The organism is Streptomyces sp. NPDC005533, assembly GCF_042871845.1.
In the GTDB taxonomy this organism is placed as follows: domain Bacteria; phylum Actinomycetota; class Actinomycetes; order Streptomycetales; family Streptomycetaceae; genus Streptomyces.
Genome location: NZ_JBIAJH010000026.1, coordinates 21,216 through 40,485, shown reverse-complemented (window position 1 = coordinate 40,485; position 19,270 = coordinate 21,216). Strand labels below are relative to the sequence as shown.

The 19,270-nt window shown below is 71.0% G+C and carries 20 protein-coding genes; 1 reads left to right on the top strand and 19 read right to left on the bottom strand.

Annotated elements, in window-relative coordinates:
* Positions 1 to 86: 86 nt before the first annotated feature.
* The 11 genes from rpoZ to pyrR all read right to left on the bottom strand — a co-directional run bounded on the left by rpoZ (position 87) and on the right by pyrR (position 11,722).
* Positions 87 to 359: a DNA-directed RNA polymerase subunit omega gene (gene rpoZ / locus ACFYP3_RS24785; protein WP_004948662.1), complete on the bottom strand. Its 273-nt coding sequence runs from the start codon at positions 357 to 359 to the stop codon at positions 87 to 89.
* Positions 360 to 434: 75 nt separating this feature from the next.
* Positions 435 to 998, bottom strand: coding sequence for a guanylate kinase (gene gmk, locus ACFYP3_RS24780; RefSeq protein ID WP_030706348.1), 564 nt, complete (start codon positions 996 to 998; stop codon positions 435 to 437).
* 61 nt (positions 999 to 1,059) lie between these two features.
* A complete protein-coding gene (locus ACFYP3_RS24775) occupies positions 1,060 to 1,383 on the bottom strand; it encodes an integration host factor (RefSeq protein ID WP_030008746.1) in 324 nt (107 codons plus the stop codon).
* A 304-nt stretch (positions 1,384 to 1,687) separates the two neighbouring features.
* Complete coding sequence (gene pyrF / locus ACFYP3_RS24770; protein WP_388836405.1) at positions 1,688 to 2,530, bottom strand: orotidine-5'-phosphate decarboxylase; 843 nt, start codon at positions 2,528 to 2,530, stop codon at positions 1,688 to 1,690.
* Positions 2,527 to 3,636 carry a quinone-dependent dihydroorotate dehydrogenase gene (locus ACFYP3_RS24765; RefSeq protein ID WP_030706346.1) on the bottom strand — a complete coding sequence of 370 codons (1,110 nt, stop codon included), beginning with the start codon at positions 3,634 to 3,636 and terminating at the stop codon, positions 2,527 to 2,529. Before ACFYP3_RS24765 ends, pyrF begins: the two co-directional genes overlap by 4 nt.
* A 90-nt stretch (positions 3,637 to 3,726) precedes the next feature.
* The gene (gene carB / locus ACFYP3_RS24760) at positions 3,727 to 7,035 is read right to left on the bottom strand and encodes a carbamoyl-phosphate synthase large subunit (RefSeq protein WP_388836402.1); all 3,309 of its coding nucleotides are present in this window, start codon (positions 7,033 to 7,035) and stop codon (positions 3,727 to 3,729) included.
* Complete coding sequence (gene carA, locus ACFYP3_RS24755; RefSeq protein ID WP_388836399.1) at positions 7,028 to 8,176, bottom strand: glutamine-hydrolyzing carbamoyl-phosphate synthase small subunit; 1,149 nt, start codon at positions 8,174 to 8,176, stop codon at positions 7,028 to 7,030. The genes carB and carA overlap by 8 nt, the downstream gene beginning before the upstream one ends.
* A complete protein-coding gene (locus ACFYP3_RS24750; protein WP_388836396.1) occupies positions 8,173 to 8,754 on the bottom strand; it encodes a hypothetical protein in 582 nt (193 codons plus the stop codon). Before ACFYP3_RS24750 ends, carA begins: the two co-directional genes overlap by 4 nt.
* A complete protein-coding gene (locus ACFYP3_RS24745) occupies positions 8,751 to 10,037 on the bottom strand; it encodes a dihydroorotase (protein WP_388836393.1) in 1,287 nt (428 codons plus the stop codon). Before ACFYP3_RS24745 ends, ACFYP3_RS24750 begins: the two co-directional genes overlap by 4 nt.
* 2 nt (positions 10,038 to 10,039) lie before the next feature.
* A complete protein-coding gene (locus tag ACFYP3_RS24740; protein WP_388836390.1) occupies positions 10,040 to 11,032 on the bottom strand; it encodes an aspartate carbamoyltransferase catalytic subunit in 993 nt (330 codons plus the stop codon).
* Between the two features lie 114 nt (positions 11,033 to 11,146).
* Positions 11,147 to 11,722 (bottom strand): bifunctional pyr operon transcriptional regulator/uracil phosphoribosyltransferase PyrR, encoded by a 576-nt coding sequence (gene pyrR, locus ACFYP3_RS24735; RefSeq protein ID WP_030706334.1) that lies wholly within the window; start codon positions 11,720 to 11,722, stop codon positions 11,147 to 11,149.
* A 289-nt stretch (positions 11,723 to 12,011) separates the two neighbouring features.
* Between pyrR and bldD the strand changes: the two genes are divergently transcribed.
* Positions 12,012 to 12,512 (top strand): transcriptional regulator BldD, encoded by a 501-nt coding sequence (gene bldD, locus ACFYP3_RS24730; RefSeq protein ID WP_007263032.1) that lies wholly within the window; start codon positions 12,012 to 12,014, stop codon positions 12,510 to 12,512.
* A gap of 274 nt (positions 12,513 to 12,786) precedes the next feature.
* Here the strand turns inward: bldD and nusB are convergent, their stop codons facing one another.
* The 8 genes from nusB to aroC all read right to left on the bottom strand — a co-directional run bounded on the left by nusB (position 12,787) and on the right by aroC (position 19,111).
* The gene (nusB, locus tag ACFYP3_RS24725) at positions 12,787 to 13,215 is read right to left on the bottom strand and encodes a transcription antitermination factor NusB (protein ID WP_388836386.1); all 429 of its coding nucleotides are present in this window, start codon (positions 13,213 to 13,215) and stop codon (positions 12,787 to 12,789) included.
* Positions 13,216 to 13,218: 3 nt separating this feature from the next.
* Positions 13,219 to 13,785 carry an elongation factor P gene (gene efp / locus ACFYP3_RS24720; protein WP_327412890.1) on the bottom strand — a complete coding sequence of 189 codons (567 nt, stop codon included), beginning with the start codon at positions 13,783 to 13,785 and terminating at the stop codon, positions 13,219 to 13,221.
* A gap of 59 nt (positions 13,786 to 13,844) precedes the next feature.
* Positions 13,845 to 14,951 (bottom strand): aminopeptidase P family protein, encoded by a 1,107-nt coding sequence (locus tag ACFYP3_RS24715; protein WP_388836381.1) that lies wholly within the window; start codon positions 14,949 to 14,951, stop codon positions 13,845 to 13,847.
* A gap of 72 nt (positions 14,952 to 15,023) precedes the next feature.
* Positions 15,024 to 15,794, bottom strand: a complete 771-nt coding sequence (locus ACFYP3_RS24710) for an AAA family ATPase (RefSeq protein WP_388836378.1) — start codon at positions 15,792 to 15,794, stop codon at positions 15,024 to 15,026.
* Between the two features lie 92 nt (positions 15,795 to 15,886).
* Positions 15,887 to 16,327 (bottom strand): type II 3-dehydroquinate dehydratase, encoded by a 441-nt coding sequence (gene aroQ, locus ACFYP3_RS24705; RefSeq protein WP_388836375.1) that lies wholly within the window; start codon positions 16,325 to 16,327, stop codon positions 15,887 to 15,889.
* Positions 16,324 to 17,415, bottom strand: a complete 1,092-nt coding sequence (aroB, locus tag ACFYP3_RS24700; protein ID WP_388836373.1) for a 3-dehydroquinate synthase — start codon at positions 17,413 to 17,415, stop codon at positions 16,324 to 16,326. Before aroB ends, aroQ begins: the two co-directional genes overlap by 4 nt.
* Positions 17,412 to 17,930 carry a shikimate kinase gene (locus tag ACFYP3_RS24695; protein ID WP_388836370.1) on the bottom strand — a complete coding sequence of 173 codons (519 nt, stop codon included), beginning with the start codon at positions 17,928 to 17,930 and terminating at the stop codon, positions 17,412 to 17,414. The genes aroB and ACFYP3_RS24695 overlap by 4 nt, the downstream gene beginning before the upstream one ends.
* The gene (aroC, locus tag ACFYP3_RS24690; RefSeq protein ID WP_388836367.1) at positions 17,927 to 19,111 is read right to left on the bottom strand and encodes a chorismate synthase; all 1,185 of its coding nucleotides are present in this window, start codon (positions 19,109 to 19,111) and stop codon (positions 17,927 to 17,929) included. Before aroC ends, ACFYP3_RS24695 begins: the two co-directional genes overlap by 4 nt.
* Between the last annotated feature and the right edge of the window lie 159 nt (positions 19,112 to 19,270).

Below are 19,270 nucleotides of genomic sequence, written 5' to 3'. Positions count from 1 at the left end.
TGTCCACGTTCACCGTCGCTCCCCATGACACACCACAGGCCCGGCAGATGTTCTGCCGGGCCTGTGGTGAAAGGATTTCTCGCGCCTTACTGGGCCGGGGCCTCGATGGCCTCGGAGGTCAGCAGACCCGCGTTGATCTCGCGCAGCGCGATCGAAAGCGGCTTCTCGTGGACGTGGGTGTCCACCAGCGGGCCGACGTACTCCAGCAGGCCCTCACCGAGCTGCGAGTAGTACGCGTTGATCTGACGCGCGCGCTTGGCCGCGTAGATCACGAGGCTGTACTTCGAGTCGGTAGCCTCGAGCAGCTCGTCGATCGGCGGGTTGATGATGCCCTCGGGCGCGGTGATGGAAGAGGACACGCTCTACCTTCCGAAGAATGTGGGAAAGATCGAATCGATCACGATTCGTTCGATCATGAAAAATCGACCAACGAATCAGACGACTTCCATCAAGGCTAGCAGCTCACGCGCCACGTCCTCGACGGAGGTGTTGACCAGGGTGGTGTCGAACTCCGACTCGGCAGCGAGCTCGATCTTGGCGGAGGCGAGCCGACGCTCGATCACCTCGGCCGATTCGGTGCCGCGGCCGGTGAGCCGACGGACCAGTTCGTCCCAGCTCGGCGGGGCCAGGAAGACGAGCTGGGCGTCGGACATGGACTCGCGGACGAGCCGTGCCCCCTGGAGATCGATCTCCAGCAGTACCGGCTCGCCGTTGTCCAGGCGCTCCAGCACCGCGCCGCGCGGTGTGCCGTAGCGGTTGCCCGCGAACTCGGCCCACTCCAGCAGCTCGCCATTGGCGATCAGCTTGTCGAACTCGTCGTCATTGACGAAGAAGTAGTGGACTCCGTGTCGCTCACCGGGCCGCGGCTTGCGGGTGGTGGCCGACACCGAGAGCCATACCTCGGGGTGAACCTTGCGCATATGCGCGACGACCGTGCTCTTGCCGACCCCTGAGGGGCCGGAGAGCACGGTCAGCCGCGGACGAACCTCTGCTGCCATAGAGCGATTATCCAGGTTCTCGGGACTGCCTGAGAACGCCGGGAGAACTTCAGTCGACGCCTCAGGCGCCGGTGCTGCCGAACTCGCGCTCCAGAGAGGCGATCTGGTTGGAACCGAGACCTCGGACACGCCGGGACTCGGAGATGCCGAGACGCTCCATGATCTGCTTGGCGCGCACCTTGCCCACGCCAGGCAGCGACTCCAGCAGGGCGGAGACCTTCATCTTGCCGATGACGTCGTTCTCCTGGCCCGTCTTGATGACCTCTTGGAGCGAGGCGCCGGAGTGCTTGAGTCGATTCTTGACCTCGGCCCGCTCCCGGCGAGCCGCGGCGGCCTTTTCGAGCGCGGCTGCGCGCTGTTCAGGGGTAAGGGGCGGAAGAGCCACGCCTACGTCACCTCGGATGTCGAACTGTCGGATACGGACCGGTGGGCAGCCCGAAGGCACCACACCTGGCGAGCTCCCGAACAGCGGTCGAAACGCGTTCGCTGCACGTTCACTCTGCTCGGAGACTAGCGGCCAACACCGCTCCAGTCAGCGAGAACGGACGAAAAGTCCTGGTCAGCCTCCACTGAACCGTACATCACGGACAAAATACCTCTGTTTTGTCCGATGAAGAGCGTTCGGGTTTCGCCAGAAACCACGAGAGGCCGCACCGCGGGAGACGCGGGCGGCCTCCACGGGCGGGCGATTACGCGGAGACGGCCTCGCCGATCTCGTCGGCGAACCGACGTGCGGAGTCGCGCAGCGCCGTGACGTCCGGACCGTGCTGGAGGACGCCCCGCGACACGTTCGGGACGACGTTGCGCACGGCCTTGCCGAACACCGCCGGCAGGTCCGCCGCCGTCGCGCCCTGCGCGCCGATGCCGGGGGCCAGCAGCGGCCCGTTGATGTCCAGGTCGAAGGAGGACAGGTCGCCCAGGGTGGCACCGACCACCGCGCCGAAGGACCCCATCGGGGAGGCGTCGGCGTTCTCCGCCGCCAGGTGCGCCAGCATCGTCGCGCCGATGGTCCGGCCGTCCTCCCGGACCGCCCGCTGGACCTCCGCACCCTCCGGGTTCGAGGTCAGGGCGAGCACGAACAGGCCGGCGCCCGAGGCACGGGCCAGCTCCACCGCGGGCTTCAGCGAGCCGTAGCCCAGGTACGGGGAGACCGTCAGCGCGTCCGAGAACAGCGGCGAGGCCGGGTCCAGGAAGGCCGAGGCGTACGCGGCCATGGTCGAGCCGATGTCGCCGCGCTTGGCGTCCATGACGACGAGGGTCCCCGCCGCCCGGGCGTCCGCGACGGTCCGCTCCAGGACGGCCACGCCCTTCGAGCCGAACCGCTCGAAGAAGGCCGCCTGCGGCTTGAAGACCGCCACCGACTCCGCGAGCGCGTCCACGACGGTGCGGGAGAACCGCTCCAGGCCCGCGATGTCGTCGGACAGGCCCCACCGGGCCAGCAGCTCGGCGTGCGGGTCGATGCCCACGCACAGCGGGCCACGGGTGTCCATCGCCTGGCGCAGGCGGGTGCCGAACGGGGTCACAGGGCTCACTTCGCGGCCTTTCGGGTCTCGGCGCCCACCGCTTCGGCGAGGGTCGCGTACGGGCTGAGGGCCAGGCGCGCGGCCAGGCCCTTGTGGATGGCGCGGGCGTAGCAGGGTCCCTCGTAGATGAAGGCGCTGTAGCCCTGGATCAGCGTGGCCCCGGCCAGGATCCGCTGCCAGGCGTCCTCGGCGTTCTCGATGCCGCCGACCCCGACCAGGACCAGCCGGTCCCCCACGCGGGCGTACAGGCGGCGCAGCACCTCCAGCGAGCGCTCCTTGACCGGGGCGCCGGACAGTCCGCCCGTCTCCTTCACCAGGGACGGGGAGGACTTCAGGCCGAGGCCCTCCCGCGCGATGGTGGTGTTCGTCGCGATGATGCCGTCGAGACCCAGCTCCAGGGCCAGGTCGGCGACGGCGTCGACGTCCTCGTCGGCCAGGTCGGGGGCGATCTTGACCAGCAGCGGGACCCGGCGGTCGGTCACGGTGCGGTCCGCGGCCTCCCGTACGGCCGTGAGCAGCGGGCGCAGCGACTCGGTGGCCTGGAGGTTGCGCAGGCCCGGGGTGTTGGGCGAGGAGACGTTCACGACGAGGTAGTCGGCGTGGCGGGCGAGCCGCTCGGTGGAGGCGACGTAGTCCGCGACCGCCTCCTCCTCCGGCACGACCTTCGTCTTGCCGATGTTGACGCCGACGACCGTCCTGAAGACGGGCCGGCGGGCCGCCAGGCGGTCCGCGACGGCCGCGGAGCCCTCGTTGTTGAAGCCCATGCGGTTGATCAGCGCGCGGTCCGGCACGAGGCGGAAGAGCCGCTTCTTGGGGTTGCCGGGCTGCGGCTCGGCCGTGACCGTGCCGATCTCGACGTGGTCGAAGCCGAGCATCGACATGCCGTCGATGGCCACGGCGTTCTTGTCGAAGCCGGCCGCGAGGCCGAAGGGGCCGTGCATGCGCAGGCCGAGGGCCTCGGTGCGGAGCTCCTTGTGGCGGGGGGCGAGGTAGGCCGCGACGAAGGTGCGCAGCACGGGGGTGCGGGCGGCGAGGCGGATCCAGCGGAAGGCCGTGTAGTGGGCCTTCTCCGGGTCCATCCGCTTGAAGACCAGGTTGAAGAAGAGTTCGTACATCGTCGAGAGGATCCCTCTGCGCTCATGGAAAGGGGGACACCCGTCGTGAAACCGGTGTCCCCCCTCCCGTTTCCGGGCTGTACGGGCTGCTTAGTCGCGGGCCGCGGTCAGGTGCTCCGCGTGCTCCTGGAGGGAGCGCACGCCCACGTCGCCGCGGTTGAGCGCGTCGATGCCCTGGACGGCCGCGGCGAGTGCCTGGACCGTGGTGAGGCAGGGGACGCTGCGGGCCACGGCCGCCGTGCGGATCTCGTAGCCGTCGAGGCGGCCGCCGGTGCCGTACGGGGTGTTGACGATCAGGTCGACCTGGCCGTCGTGGATCAGCTGGACGATGGTCTTCTCGCCGTTCGGGCCCTCGCCCTCGCTGAGCTTGCGCACCACGGTGGCGTTGATGCCGTTGCGGCGCAGCACCTCGGCGGTGCCGGAGGTGGCCATCAGCTCGAAGCCGTGTGCGACGAGCTCGCGCGCCGGGAAGATCATCGAGCGCTTGTCGCGGTTGGCGACGGAGATGAACGCCCGGCCCTTGGTGGGCAGCGGGCCGTAGGCGCCGGCCTGCGACTTGGCGTAGGCGGTGCCGAAGACGGCGTCGATGCCCATGACCTCGCCGGTGGAGCGCATCTCCGGGCCGAGGACGGTGTCCACGCCGCGGCCGTGGATGTCGCGGAAGCGCGACCACGGCATGACGGCCTCCTTGACGGAGATCGGCGCGTCGATCGGCAGGGTGCCGCCGTCGCCGGTCTTCGGCAGCAGGCCCTCCTCGCGCAGCTCGGCGATGGTGGTGCCGAGCGAGATGCGGGCGGCGGCCTTCGCGAGGGGGACGGCGGTCGCCTTCGAGGTGAAGGGGACGGTCCGGGAGGCGCGCGGGTTGGCTTCCAGGACGTAGAGGATGTCGCCCGCCATCGCGAACTGGATGTTGATCAGGCCGCGGACGCCGACGCCCTTGGCGATGGCCTCGGTGGAGGCGCGCAGGCGCTTGATGTCGTAGCCGCCGAGGGTGATCGGGGGCAGCGCGCAGGCCGAGTCGCCGGAGTGGATGCCGGCTTCCTCGATGTGCTCCATGACGCCGCCGAGGTAGAGCTCGTGGCCGTCGTAGAGGGCGTCGACGTCGATCTCGATGGCGTCGTCGAGGAAGCGGTCGACCAGCACGGGGCGGGTCGGGGAGATCTCGGTGGACTCGGCGATGTACGACTCGAGGCGGGCCTCGTCGTAGACGATCTCCATGCCGCGGCCGCCGAGCACGTAGGACGGGCGGACGAGGACCGGGTAGCCGATCTCGTCGGCGATGGCCTTCGCGCCGGTGAAGGTGGTGGCGGTGCCGTGCTTGGGGGCGGGCAGGCCGGCCTCGGCGAGGACCTGGCCGAAGGCGCCGCGGTCCTCGGCGGCGTGGATGGCCTCCGGGGAGGTGCCGACGACGGGCACGCCGTTGTCCTTGAGCGCCTGGGCGAGACCGAGGGGGGTCTGGCCGCCGAGCTGGACGACGACACCGGCGATGGGGCCGGCCAGCGACTCCGCGTGGACGATCTCCAGCACGTCCTCGAGCGTCAGCGGCTCGAAGTACAGGCGGTCGGAGGTGTCGTAGTCCGTGGAGACGGTCTCCGGGTTGCAGTTGACCATCACGGTCTCGAAGCCGGCGTCGCTGAGCGCGAACGAGGCGTGGACGCAGGAGTAGTCGAACTCGATGCCCTGGCCGATGCGGTTCGGGCCGGAGCCCAGGATGATCACCGCGGGCTTGGTGCGGGGCGCGACCTCGGACTCCTCGTCGTACGAGGAGTAGAAGTACGGGGTCTTCGCGGCGAACTCGGCGGCGCAGGTGTCGACCGTCTTGTAGACCGGGCGGACGCCCAGCGCGTGGCGGACCTCGCGGACGACGTCCTCGCGCAGGCCGCGGATCTCGGCGATCTGGGCGTCGGAGAAGCCGTGGCGCTTGGCCTCGGCGAGCAGCTCGGGGTGGAGCTTGTCGGCCGCGGTCAGCTCGTCCGCGATCTCCTTGATGAGGAAGAGCTGGTCGACGAACCAGGGGTCGATCTTCGTGAACTCGAAGACCTCCTCCGGGGTGGCGCCGGCGCGGATGGCCTGCATGACGGTGTTGATGCGGCCGTCGGTCGGGCGGACCGCGGTGCGCAGCAGCTCTTCCTTGTCGCCCGGGTCGCCGACGAAGGTGAACTGCGAGCCCTTCTTCTCCAGGGAGCGCAGGGCCTTCTGCAGCGCCTCGGTGAAATTGCGGCCGATGGCCATGGCCTCGCCGACCGACTTCATCGTGGTGGTGAGGGTGGCGTCGGCGAGCGGGAACTTCTCGAAGGCGAAGCGCGGGGCCTTGACGACGACGTAGTCGAGGGACGGCTCGAAGGAGGCCGGGGTCTTCTCGGTGATGTCGTTGGGGACCTCGTCGAGCGTGTAGCCGATGGCCAGCTTCGCGGCGATCTTGGCGATCGGGAAGCCGGTGGCCTTCGACGCGAGCGCGGACGAGCGGGACACGCGCGGGTTCATCTCGATGACGATGACGCGGCCGTCGGTCGGGTCGATCGCGAACTGGATGTTGCAGCCGCCGGTGTCGACGCCGACCTCGCGGATGATCGCGATGCCGATGTCGCGCAGCCGCTGGTACTCGCGGTCGGTCAGCGTCATCGCCGGGGCGACGGTGATGGAGTCGCCGGTGTGGACGCCCATCGGGTCGAAGTTCTCGATGGAGCAGACGACGACCACGTTGTCCTTGGTGTCGCGCATCAGCTCCAGCTCGTACTCCTTCCAGCCGAGGATGGACTCCTCCAGGAGCACCTCGGTGGTCGGGGAGAGCGTGAGGCCCTGGCCGGCGATGCGGCGCAGCTCGTCCTCGTCGTGGGCGAAGCCGGAGCCGGCGCCGCCCATGGTGAAGGAGGGGCGGACGACGACGGGGTAGCCGCCGAGGGTGTCGACGCCCTTGATGACGTCGTCCATCGAGTGGCAGATGACCGAGCGGGCGGACTCGCCGTATCCGATCTTGGCCTTGACGGCCTCGACGACGCCCTTGAAGAGGTCGCGGTCCTCGCCCTTGTTAATGGCCTCGACGTTGGCGCCGATGAGCTCGACGCCGTACTTCTCCAGCACACCCTGCTCGTGCATGGAGATCGCGGTGTTGAGCGCGGTCTGGCCGCCGAGGGTGGGGAGCAGCGCGTCGGGGCGCTCCTTCGCGATGATCTTCTCGACGAACTCGGGGGTGATCGGCTCGACGTACGTGGCGTCGGCGATCTCCGGGTCGGTCATGATCGTCGCGGGGTTGGAGTTGACCAGGATGACCCGCAGGCCCTCGGCCTTGAGGATGCGGCAGGCCTGGGTGCCGGAGTAGTCGAACTCGGCGGCCTGTCCGATGACGATCGGGCCGGAGCCGATGACCAGGACGGACTGGATATCGGTGCGCTTAGGCACGCTCGGCCTCCATCAGGGTTACGAAGCGGTCGAAGAGGTACGCGGCGTCGTGCGGGCCCGCGGCTGCTTCGGGGTGGTACTGGACGGAGAAGGCCGGCTGGTCGAGCAGCTGGAGGCCTTCCACGACGTTGTCGTTCAGGCAGACGTGCGAGACCTCGGCGCGGCCGTAGGCGGTCTCGGACACCTTGTCGAGGGGCGCGTCGACGGCGAAGCCGTGGTTGTGCGCGGTGACCTCGACCTTGCCGGTGGTGCGGTCCTGCACCGGCTGGTTGATGCCGCGGTGGCCGTACTTCAGCTTGTAGGTGCCGAAGCCGAGCGCGCGGCCGAGGATCTGGTTGCCGAAGCAGATCCCGAAGAGCGGCGTCCGGCGCTCCAGCACGCCCTGCATGACGGCGACGGGGCCGTCGGCGGTGGCCGGGTCGCCCGGGCCGTTGGAGAAGAACACGCCGTCCGGGTTGACCGCGTACACGTCCTCGACGGTCGCGGTGGCGGGCAGCACGTGCACCTCGATGCCGCGCTCGGCCATCCGGTGCGGGGTCATGCCCTTGATGCCGAGGTCGACGGCGGCGACGGTGAACTTCTTCTCGCCGATCGCGGGGACGACGTACGCCTCCTTGGTGGCGACCTCGGCGGAGAGGTTCGCGCCCTTCATCTGCGGCTGGGACTGCACCTTGGCCACCAGGGCCTCGTCGCGGATGCCCGTCCAGGCGTCGCCGGAGAAGATGCCGACCCGCATGGCGCCGCGCTCGCGCAGGTGGCGGGTCAGGGCGCGGGTGTCGATTCCGGAGATCCCGACGACGCCCTGCTTGACGAGCTCCTCGTCCAGCGAGCGCTGCGAACGCCAGTTGGAGGGGACGCGGGCGGGGTCGCGGACGACGTAGCCGGCCACCCAGATGCGGGAGGACTCGGGGTCCTCGTCGTTGACGCCGGTGTTGCCCACGTGCGGGGCGGTCATCACGACGACCTGCCGGTGGTACGACGGGTCGGTGAGGGTCTCCTGGTATCCGGTCATGCCGGTGGAGAACACGGCCTCGCCGAAGGTCTCCCCCACAGCGCCGTAGGCACGGCCGCGGAAGATCCGACCGTCCTCCAGGACGAGTACGGCGGGAGCTTTGGCTGCTCCCCTGGTGGAGGTCGTCATCGTTCGGCGCCTTCCGTCGTGATGGATTGGTTCATGAGGTTGATCGCTTCGACCCAGGCGGCGTGTTCGGCCGCGCGGTCGGAGCGGAATCCGGAGTCGATCAGCTTGTCGCCGTGCGCCCAGGTGACGACGAGCAGTCCGCCCTCGGTGAGTACCTTGCCCGCGATTCCCTTGTCGAGGCGGGCGCCGCGCAGTTGCGCGGCCGGTACGAAGAAGTCGTTGGCACCCGGTCGGACCACGTCGAGGCCCGCGTCGGTGAGCGTGAGCTCGACCCGGCTGCGCAGGCCCAGACCGTGGGCGACGATCCGGTCGAGCCACTGCCCGGCGGTGGTGGACCCGTGGTACCGGCCGGTCAGGGCCAGCCGGTGCTCGGGAAGGCCGTCGGGGGCGGCGGGCAGCTCCGGCAGATCGTTCTGCAGAGCGCCGCGCCATTTCCAGCCCTGCCGCATCAGCCAGTAGACGAACGCGACGAAGACGGCCAGGCCGATCACCCACGCCATGCGGGCGCCGAAGCTGGTCACCTCCGCCGACTGTCGTTCGGCGGCCTCGGCGGCCAGTTGGATTACTGCAGGTGTCACGCCAGTTTCCCGTCCACGACCGTTGCCCGGCCCCGCAGGAAGGTGTGAGTGACGCGCCCCGGCAGCTCACGGCCCTCGTAAGGCGTGTTGCGGCTGCGGGAGGCGAAGTGTGCGGGGTCCACGACACCACGGTACGAGGTATCGACCAAGGTCAGGTTCGCGGGTTCACCTGCCGAGACGGGTCGGCCGTGGTTCTCCAGGCTGCCGATGCGCGCCGGGGCGAAGGACATCCGCTCGGCGACGCCCGCCCAGTCGAGCAGTCCGGTCTCCACCATCGTCTGCTGGACGACGGAGAGCGCGGTCTCCAGGCCGACCATGCCCATGGCGGCGGCGGCCCACTCGCAGTCCTTGTCCTCGTGCGGGTGCGGGGCGTGGTCGGTGGCGACGATGTCGATCGTGCCGTCGGCGAGCGCCTCGCGCAGGGCCAGCACGTCGCGCTCGGTGCGCAGCGGCGGGTTGACCTTGTAGACCGCGTTGTACGAGCGCACGAGCTCCTCGGTGAGGAGGAGGTGGTGCGGGGTGACCTCGGCGGTGACGTCGATGCCGCGGGACTTGGCCCAGCGGACGATCTCGACGGAGCCGGCGGTGGAGAGGTGGCAGATGTGGACGCGGGAGCCGACGTGCTCGGCGAGGAGGACGTCGCGGGCGATGATCGACTCCTCTGCGACGGCCGGCCAGCCGCCGAGGCCCAGCTCGGCGGAGACGACGCCCTCGTTCATCTGGGCGCCCTCGGTGAGGCGGGGCTCCTGGGCGTGCTGGGCGACGACGCCGCCGAAGGCCTTCACGTACTCCAGGGCGCGGCGCATGATCACGGCGTCGTCCACGCACTTGCCGTCGTCGGAGAAGACGGTGACGCGGGCGGCGGAGTCGTGCATGGCGCCCAGCTCGGAGAGCTGCTTGCCCTCCAGGCCGACGGTGACGGCGCCGATGGGCTGCACGTCGCAGTAGCCGGACTCCTTGCCCAGGCGCCAGACCTGCTCGACGACGCCGGCGGTGTCGGCGACCGGGAAGGTGTTCGCCATGGCGAACACGGCGGTGTAGCCGCCGGAGGCGGCGGCGCGGGTGCCGGTGAGGACGGTCTCGGAGTCCTCGCGGCCGGGCTCGCGCAGGTGGGTGTGCAGGTCGACGAGGCCCGGGAGGAGGACCTGGCCCTCGGCCTCGATGACGGTCGCGCCCTCGGCGGACAGGCCGGTGCCCACCTCCGCGATGGTCTCGCCGTCGATCAGGACGTCCTGCGCCTCGCCGCCGAGTACCTTCGCGCCACGGATAAGGATCTTGCTCATGGTTACTTGCTCTCCTCGGTGCGCGGGGCGGCGGGGGTGGTGGTGACGGCGGGCTCGGACCCTCCGAGCAGCAGGTACAGGACGGCCATCCGGGTGGAGACGCCGTTGGCGACCTGCTCGACGGCCGTGCAGCGGTCGGAGTCGGCGACCTGGGCGGTGATCTCCATGCCGCGGTTCATCGGGCCGGGGTGCATCACGATGGCGTGCTCGGGCATCTTCGCCATGCGGTCGCCGTCGAGCCCGTACCGGCGGGAGTACTCGCGCTCGGTCGGGAAGAAGGCGGCGTTCATGCGTTCGCGCTGCACACGCAGCATCATGACCGCGTCGGACTTGGGCAGCACGTCGTCGAGGCTGTACGAGACCTCGCAGGGCCAGCTCTCGACGCCGATCGGGACCAGGGTGGGCGGGGCCACGACGGTGACCTCGGCGCCGAGGGTGTGGAGCAGCTGCACGTTGGAGCGGGCGACGCGGCTGTGCAGGACGTCGCCGACGATGGTGATGCGGCGGCCGTTCAGGTCCTTGCCGAGGCCGGCGTCGCGGCCGACCAGGCGGCGGCGCATGGTGAAGGCGTCCAGCAGGGCCTGGGTGGGGTGCTCGTGGGTGCCGTCGCCGGCGTTGACCACGGCGGAGTCGATCCAGCCGGAGGTCGCGAGCCGGTAGGGCGCGCCGGAGGCGTGGTGGCGGATGACGACCGCGTCGGCGCCCATGGCCTCCAGGGTCAGCGCGGTGTCCTTCAGGGATTCGCCCTTGGAAACGGAGGAACCCTTGGCGGAGAAGTTGATGACGTCGGCGGAGAGCCGCTTGGCGGCCGCCTCGAAGGAGATCCGGGTGCGGGTCGAGTCCTCGAAGAAGAGGTTGACGACCGTGAGACCGCGCAGGGTGGGCAGCTTCTTGATCGGCCGGTCCGCGACGCGGGCCATCTCCTCGGCGGTGTCGAGGATCAGGACGGCGTCGTCGCGCGTGAGATCGGCGGCCGAGATGAGGTGGCGCTTCATCTGGATGGCTCCGTAGGTCGGGAGGGCAGGCGGGCGGACGGACGGGCAGAGGTGCGGGCGGGCAGGGCAGGCCTCGGCGCGGACCCCCTCGGGGGGCCCGTCACTCGGTGGGGGCTACAGCCCTGCTGCCTGGGCGGTCCGCTGGCCGAGCAGCACGGCGTCACGGCCGTCCTCCTCCTGGAGCTGGACCTTGACGGTCTCCCGCAGCGACGTGGGGAGGTTCTTGCCGACGTAGTCGGCGCGGATCGGGAGCTCTCTGTGGCCCCGGTCGACGAGGACGGCGAGCTGCACGGCGCGCGGGCGGCCGAGGTCGCCGAGGGCGTCGAGCGCGGCGCGGATCGTGCGGCCGGAGAAGAGCACGTCGTCGACGAGGACGACGAGGCGGCCGTCGAGGTCGTCACCGGGGATCTCGGTGCGGCCGATCGCGCGGGCGGGCTTCATCCGCAGGTCGTCGCGGTACATGGTGATGTCGAGGGAGCCGACCGGGATCTTCGTGCCGGTGATCTCTTCGAGCTTGGCGGCCAGCCGGCGGGCGAGGTACACACCGCGGGTGGGAATGCCGAGGAGCACCACGTCGTCGGCGCCCTTGGCGCGTTCGACGATCTCGTGGGCGATGCGGGTCAGGACCCGCGCGATGTCCTGCGCTTCGAGTACCGGGCGCATGGAATCGGGCTGCTGCTGGGTGTCCATGAAAAGGACCTCCTTCTCCGCCTCACGGGACGGACCTTAAAGGACGTCTGATGTACGTGTCCCACGGTACCAGGGTGCGGCCGGTCGTCCGGCACCGGCCTGGGACGCAGGGGCTCCCAGGGGGCTGCTGGGGCCCCTCGTGAGGGGGCGACGAAGACCATTCGGCTTGACGCATCCAAGTAACGCTGCGTAACCTCACAGTGAGTTACCAGCCGCGCGGCGGAGCCGCACGTGGTCAATGTCGTCACAGCGTCCATGTCGTCACAGCGTCACAGCGTCCGGGAGCGTTATGTCCAGCGAATACGCCAAACAGCTCGGGGCCAAGCTCCGCGCCATCCGCACCCAGCAGGGCCTCTCCCTCCACGGTGTCGAGGAGAAGTCCCAGGGCCGGTGGAAGGCCGTGGTGGTCGGGTCCTACGAGCGCGGGGACCGCGCCGTGACCGTCCAGCGTCTTGCCGAGCTGGCCGACTTCTACGGGGTTCCGGTGCAGGAACTGCTGCCGGGCACGACTCCCGGTGGAGCGGCCGAGCCGCCGCCGAAGCTGCGCCTCGACCTGGAGCGCCTGGCGGGCGTTCCCGCCGAGAAGGCCGGCCCGCTGCAGCGTTACGCGGCGACCATCCAGAGCCAGCGCGGCGACTACAACGGCAAGGTGCTGTCGATCCGCCAGGACGACCTGCGCACCCTGGCCGTCATCTACGACCAGTCCCCCTCGGTCCTGACCGAACAGCTGATCAGCTGGGGCGTGCTGGACGCGGACGCGCGCCGCGCCGTGGCGCACGAGGACATCTAGTCCCCGGTTCCAGGACCAGCAGAAACGTTACCGGCGGGGGGGGGGGGCCCCCCCGGGGGGGCCGGCCCCCCCCGGGGGGGGGGGGGGGGGCGCAGCGGGGGGGGGGGGCGCCCCCGCCGGCGGCCCCCCCCCCCCGGGGCCCCCCCCCCCCGCGGGGGCGGCCCCCCCCCCCCCGCCCCCCCCCCCCCCCCCCGCCGGTTTTCGTCGTTCCGGAAAAGCGGAGGGGCCGCAGCGCACGCGCTGCGGCCCCTCCGCTGTGCCGAACCGCCGGAGGCTACTCGCGGCGCAGGCTCGGCTTCAGGTCCTTGAACCGGGCCAGCAGCCCGTTCACGAACGAGGGGGACTCGTCCGTCGAGAACTCCTTGGCCAGCTGGACGGCCTCGTCGATGGCCACGGCGTCCGGGGTGTCGTCCACCCAGATCAGCTCGTAGGCACCGAGCCGCACGATGTTCCGGTCCGCGACCGGCATGCGGTCGAGCTCCCAGTCCACGGCGTAGGTGACGATCAGGTCGTCGATGCGGTTGACCTTGTCGGCGTACCCCTCGACGAGATCCATCGTGAAGGCGCTGACCGGCGGCTGACGGTCGTCCGACCGCGAGTGGCGGATCCAGTCCGCGAGGACCTCGCGAACGGGCACCCCGCGCTGGTCGGCCTCGAAAAGGATCTGGAAGGCGCGCTTGCGCGCATTGCTCCGAGCAGCCACGGGTTAGTTGCTCTTCCGGCCGAGGTAGTCGCTGGTGCGGGTGTCGACCTTGACCGTCTCGCCGGTGGTGACGAAGAGCGGGACCTGGATCTCGTAACCGGTCTCCAGGGTGGCGGGCTTGGTGCCACCGGTGGAGCGGTCGCCCTGGACGCCCGGGTCGGTGTGCTCGATCTTGAGCTCGACCGCGGCCGGGAGCTCGACGTAGAGCACCTCGCCCTCGTGCTGGGCGACCGAGGCGGTGAAGCCCTCGATCAGGAAGTTGGCGGCGTCGCCGACAGCCTTCTTGTCCACCATCAGCTGGTCGAAGGTGGTCATGTCCATGAAGACGAAGTACTCGCCGTCCATGTACGAGAACTGCATGTCGCGGCGGTCGATCGTGGCCGTGTCGACCTTGGTGCCGGCGTTGAAGGTCTTGTCGACGACCTTGCCGGAGAGCACGTGCTTGAGCTTGGTGCGCACGAAGGCCGGGCCCTTGCCGGGCTTGACGTGCTGGAACTCGACGACGGACCAGAGCTGGCCCCCGTCGAGCTTCAGCACCATGCCGTTCTTGAGGTCGTTCGTGGAAGCCACGGTTGCGGAATCTCCTGCACTGGAAGACCACGGGTGCGCGCACAGCCCGGCAGTGCGGGCTAGAGCGCGAGCAGCTCCTTGGTCGTAATGGTGAGTAGCTCTGGACCGCCGTCCGCCTCGGGGCGTACGACGAGCGTGTCATCGATCCGGACACCTCCCCGGCCCGGGAGGTGAACCCCCGGTTCGACGGTGACCGGCACGCAAGCGTCCAGTTTACCCATTGCCGTAGGTGCAAGCTGCGGGTCCTCGTCGATTTCGAGGCCCACACCGTGTCCGGTCGACGGAGCGAGGGCTTCCGCGTGGCCCGCGGAGTCCAGGACGGAGCGTGCGGCATGGTCCACGTCCCGGTAGGCCGCACCGGGCAGCAGGGCCTCGCGGCCGGCCCGCTGGGCGCTGAACACGAGGTCGTACAGCGCGATCTGCCAGTCCGCGGGGCTGGTGCCGATCACGAAGGTCCGGCCGATCTCGCAGCGGTAGCCGCGGTAGTTGGCGCCGAGGCAGACCGAGAGGAAGTCGCCCTCCTCCACCCGTCGGTCGGAGGGGCGGTGGAGGGAGCGGCCCGAGTGCGGGCCGGTGCCGACGGAGGTCGGGAAGGCCGGACCGTCCGCCCCGTGGTCGACGAGGCGCCGCTCCAGCTCCAGCGCCAGGTGCCGTTCGGTGCGCCCGACGAGGATGGACTCCAGCAGCTCGCCGAGCGCCTGGTCGGCGATCTCGGCGGCGATCCGCAGGCAGGCGATCTCCTCCTCGTCCTTGACGAGGCGCTGCTGCTCCACCGCGCTGCCGAGGTCGGCGAGGCGCAGCCTGGGTGCCACCGAGCGCAGGGCGCGGTGCCGGCCGACCGTGAGGTGGTGTTCCTCCACCGCGAGCGAGTCGGCCCGTACCGCGGCGGCCATGTCGGCGGCCGCGACGGCCGGGTCGGCGCCGGGGTTCCCCAGGACGGAGACCCTGAGGTGCTCGTCGAGCCGCCCCTCGTCGGCCTCCCCGGTGGGCGCGCCGGCGCAGAACAGCACGTCATCGGTGGGCCCGACCAGCAGTACGGCGCCGAGCGGGGACGCCCCGGAGAGGTAGCGGACGTTCGCCGGACGCGTGATCAGTGCGGCGGCGTTTCCCGCGGCGGCGCATCGGTCGCGAAGCAGGCCCCGGCGGGCGGCGTACACGTCTGACATGTCTTCGAGCGTACGAGCGCGCCGCGGATCCGGCCTGGTGAGCGCGTCCGGACGGGGCGTGGGCGGCCGCGCCTACGGCCCTGTCAGGGCCCGGGCCAGCGCCTCGTCGAGGGCGCGCGCGGTGCCTTCGACGTCGAGGTGGGAGTTGTCGATGATCGGCAGGCCGGAGCCGTACCAGCCGGCCATCCGGCCGTGGATCCGCGCGACCTCCTCGTCGGAGAGCCGGCGGTTGCCGGAGCGGGCCGCGTTGCGTTCCAGCACGATCTCCAGACCGGGCAGCAGCACCACGGGCAGCAGCGTGGGTCCCACGTGCCGCTTCCAGCCGCCCAGCCCGACCACGGGCCGGTCGGGGAAGACCGCGTCGTCCAGGATGCAGGAGATCCCGTTCGCCAGGTAGTTGCGTGCGGCGAAGCCGCAGGTGCGGCGGGCGAGCCGGTACTGGGCCTCGGAGTGCTCGTTCCAGCCCGCCTGCGGGTCCGCGAAGCCCGAGCACACCCACTCGCGGACGTCGTCGAGGCTGACGTGGGCCGTCGGCACGGGCCGGGTGCTCGCCCAGTGCCGGGCCACGGTGGTCTTGCCGGCACCCGCCGGGCCGATCAGGAGCACGGCGAGGACGGCCCCTCCGGTCCCCGCCACCGCGGGCGGCAGCGGGATGTGACCGGTGGCCTCCGACAGGGACGGCATCGCAAGCGGCGGGGGCTGGTGGCCCTGCTGCGGCGGGGGCTGGTGCCCGGGCTGGCCCGGCCAGCCCTGCGCCGGGGCTATGGGTGGCTGCGGGGGCGCCGCCGGGTGCGGTCCCTGCTGACCCCAGCCCGCTCCCCCGCCCCCCACTCCTTGCTGCATCCGCTGCCACTCCGTCTCGTTCCGGCGACTGATGCGAGAACGTTATATGACCGCGGAGGCCAGACCGTCCACCAGCACCGTCAGGCAGGGTGTCAGGCGGAGATCTCCTCCGCCAGTGCGCGCAGCGCCAGCCGGTACGAACCGATCCCGAAGCCCGCCACCGTGCCGGTCGCGACGGCCGCGATGACCGAGGTGTGCCGGAACTCCTCGCGGGCGTACGGGTTCGAGATGTGCACCTCGATGAGCGGGGCGGTGCGCTGCGCGGCCGCGTCCCGCATGGCGTACGAGTAGTGGGTGAAGGCCCCCGGGTTGATGACCACGGGGATCTTCCCGTCCGCCGCCTCGTGCAGCCAACGCACGAGCTCGCCCTCGTCGTTGGTCTCCCGGACCTCGACGTCGAAGCCGAGCTCCCCGCCCAGCGAGCGGCAGCTCTCGACCAGTCCGGCGTACGAGGTGGCCCCGTACACGTCGGGCTCGCGCGAGCCGAGCCGGCCCAGGTTCGGGCCGTTCAGCACGAGCACCGGGCGGCTCACGCCGACACCTCGCCGTAGGCGGCGATCAGGTGCGCCGGGTCGGGGCCCTCCAGGACGGTCGGCTTGGCCAGTCCGTCGAGGACGATGAAGCGCAGCAGGTTGCCGCGGGACTTCTTGTCGACCTGCATGGTCTGGAGCAGCTTGGGCCACTGGTCGCCGCGGTAGGTGAGCGGCAGCCCGACGGCGGCGAGGATCTCCTTGTGCCGGTCGGCGGTCGCGTCGTCGAGCCGGCCCGCGAGCCGGCCGAGTTCGGCGGCGAAGACCATGCCGACCGAGACGGCCGCGCCGTGCCGCCACTTGTAGCGCTCGTTCTTCTCGATGGCGTGCGCGAGGGTGTGGCCGTAGTTGAGGATCTCCCGCAGCCCCGACTCCTTGAGGTCACTGGAGACCACGTCGGCCTTGACCTGGATGGAGCGCACGATGAGCTCGGCCGTGTGCGGGCCGTCGGGGGTGCGGGCCGCGGCCGGGTCCGCCTCGATCAGGTCGAGGATCGCCGGGTCGGAGATGAATCCGGCCTTGATGATCTCGGCGAGGCCGCTGACGTAGTCGTTGACCGGCAGCGAGTCCAGCGCCGCGAGGTCGCACAGCACGCCGGCCGGCGGGTGGAAGGCGCCCACCAGGTTCTTGCCCTCGGCGGTGTTGATGCCGGTCTTGCCGCCGACCGCCGCGTCCACCATCGCGAGGACGGTGGTCGGCACCGCGATCCAGCGCACCCCGCGCAGCCAGGAGGCCGCGACGAAGCCCGCGAGGTCCGTGGTGGCTCCGCCGCCGACGCCGACGATGACGTCGGTGCGGGTGAAGCCGGACTGGCCGAGCGCCTTCCAGCAGTAGGCGGCGACCTCGATGGTCTTGGCCTCCTCGGCGTTCGGCACCTGGATGGCGACCGCCTCGTAGCCCTGCTCGGCGAGGTCGTCGCGCAGCGCCTCACCCGTCGAGGCGAGCGCCTCGGGGTGGATCACGGCGACCCGCTGGGCCTTCGTACCGATCAGGGAGCCGAGCTCGCCGAGCAGTTGCCGCCCGACGAGCACGTCGTACGCGTCGTGTCCGGCACTGGCGCCGACCTGGATCCGCGTCACCTGGTCTGTCATACGTCCTTCAACTCCAGAGCGTCGAGGACCGCCTGGGCGACCTCTTCGGGGGTGCGGTCGTCGGTGGCCACCACGACGCGCGCGACTTCGGTGTACAGGGGGCGCCGCGCGTCCATCAGCTCGCGCCACTGGCGGCGCGGGTTGACGGCGAGCAGCGGGCGCGCGGCGCCGAGGCCCACGCGCCGTACGGCTTCCTCGACGTCCATCGACAGGTAGGCGACGGGCAGGCCGGTGAGCAGCTCGCGGGTGCCCTCGTCGAGGACGGCGCCGCCGCCGAGGGCGAGGACTCCGGTGTGCTCGGCGACGGCGGCGGCGACCGCCCGCCGTTCCCGCTCACGGAAGTACGGCTCGCCCTCGTCGACGAAGAGGTCGGAGATCTCCCGGCCCTCGGCCGCGACGATGTCGGCGTCGGTGTCCCGGTAGGGGACGCCGAGCCGCTCGGCGAGCAGCGCCCCCACCGTGGACTTGCCGGACCCCATGGGGCCGACGAGGACGACCAGCGGTCCGCCCGTCACCGGATCTGCAGGTGGTCGAGGTACGACTGCACGTTGCGACGGGTCTCCGGGACCGAGTCGCCGCCGAACTTCTCGACGACGGCGTCGGCCAGGACGAGGGCCACCATGGCCTCGGCGACGATGCCGGCGGCCGGCACGGCGCACACGTCGGAGCGCTGGTGGTGGGCCACCGTCGCCTCTCCGGTGGCCACGTCCACGGTGGCCAGCGCGCGCGGGACGGTCGCGATGGGCTTCATCGCGGCGCGTACGCGCAGCAGCTCGCCGGTGGTCAGACCGCCCTCGGTGCCGCCGGAGCGGCCGGAGGTGCGCTTGAGGCCCTCGGGGGTGGAGACGATCTCGTCGTGGGCCTTCGAGCCGGGCACGCGGGCGAGCTCGAAGCCGTCGCCGACCTCGACGCCCTTGATGGCCTGGATGCCCATGAGGGCGGCGGCGAGGCGGGCATCGAGCCGGCGGTCCCAGTGGACGTGCGAGCCGAGGCCGACGGGGACGCCGTAGGCGAGCACCTCGACGACGCCGCCGAGGGTGTCACCGTCCTTGTGGGCCTGGTCGATCTCCGCGACCATCGCCTTGCTCGCGTCGGCGTCGAGGCAGCGCACCGGGTCGGCGTCGAGCTTGTCGACGTCGGCCGGGGTCGGGTAGACGCCGTACGGGGCCTTGGCCGCGGCCAGTTCCACCACGTGCGAGACGATCTCGATGCCGGCGACCTCCTTGAGGAAGGAGCGGGCGATCGCGCCGAGGGCGACGCGGGCGGCGGTCTCACGGGCGCTGGCGCGCTCCAGGATCGGCCGGGCCTCGTCGAAGCCGTACTTCTGCATGCCGGCGAGGTCGGCGTGGCCGGGCCGCGGGCGGGTGAGCGGCGCGTTGCGGCCGGTGTCCTTGAGCAGCGAGGGGTCCACCGGGTCGGCCGACATGACCGTCTCCCACTTGGGCCACTCGCTGTTGCCGACCATGACGGCCACGGGAGAACCCAGCGACAGGCCGTGCCGGACGCCGCCCAGGAAGGTGATCTCGTCCTGCTCGAACTTCATCCGGGCACCGCGGCCATAGCCGAGCCGGCGCCGGGCCAGGTGGTCGGCCACCAGCTCGGTGGTGACCGGGACGCCGGCGGGAAGGCCCTCCAGCGTCGCTACCAGCGCCGGTCCGTGCGACTCCCCGGCGGTCAGCCAACGCAACCTGCTCAACGATGCTCCTCATGCTCGCGCCTGGTACAGCGACGGCGCGATCGGGGTGCGCGGCCCGGACCCGCCTGACCCGATCCTCCCATGTCCGGACGGGTTTGCCGGGCCCCGGTCCAGCTATCGGACGCCTGATCCCCCCGCTTCCCGGCCAGACGCCCGAAA

Coding starts and splice junctions, on each gene's coding strand:
- gmk (WP_030706348.1), bottom strand. CDS start 998: ATGGCAGCAGAGGTTCGTCCGCGGCTGACCGTGCTCTCCGGCCCCTCA.
- ACFYP3_RS24765 (WP_030706346.1), bottom strand. CDS start 3,636: ATGTACGAACTCTTCTTCAACCTGGTCTTCAAGCGGATGGACCCGGAG.
- carA (WP_388836399.1), bottom strand. CDS start 8,176: ATGACGACCTCCACCAGGGGAGCAGCCAAAGCTCCCGCCGTACTCGTC.
- ACFYP3_RS24745 (WP_388836393.1), bottom strand. CDS start 10,037: ATGAGCAAGATCCTTATCCGTGGCGCGAAGGTACTCGGCGGCGAGGCG.
- ACFYP3_RS24740 (WP_388836390.1), bottom strand. CDS start 11,032: ATGAAGCGCCACCTCATCTCGGCCGCCGATCTCACGCGCGACGACGCC.
- pyrR (WP_030706334.1), bottom strand. CDS start 11,722: ATGGACACCCAGCAGCAGCCCGATTCCATGCGCCCGGTACTCGAAGCG.
- bldD (WP_007263032.1), top strand. CDS start 12,012: ATGTCCAGCGAATACGCCAAACAGCTCGGGGCCAAGCTCCGCGCCATC.
- ACFYP3_RS24715 (WP_388836381.1), bottom strand. CDS start 14,951: ATGTCAGACGTGTACGCCGCCCGCCGGGGCCTGCTTCGCGACCGATGC.
- ACFYP3_RS24710 (WP_388836378.1), bottom strand. CDS start 15,794: ATGCAGCAAGGAGTGGGGGGCGGGGGAGCGGGCTGGGGTCAGCAGGGA.
- aroB (WP_388836373.1), bottom strand. CDS start 17,415: ATGACAGACCAGGTGACGCGGATCCAGGTCGGCGCCAGTGCCGGACAC.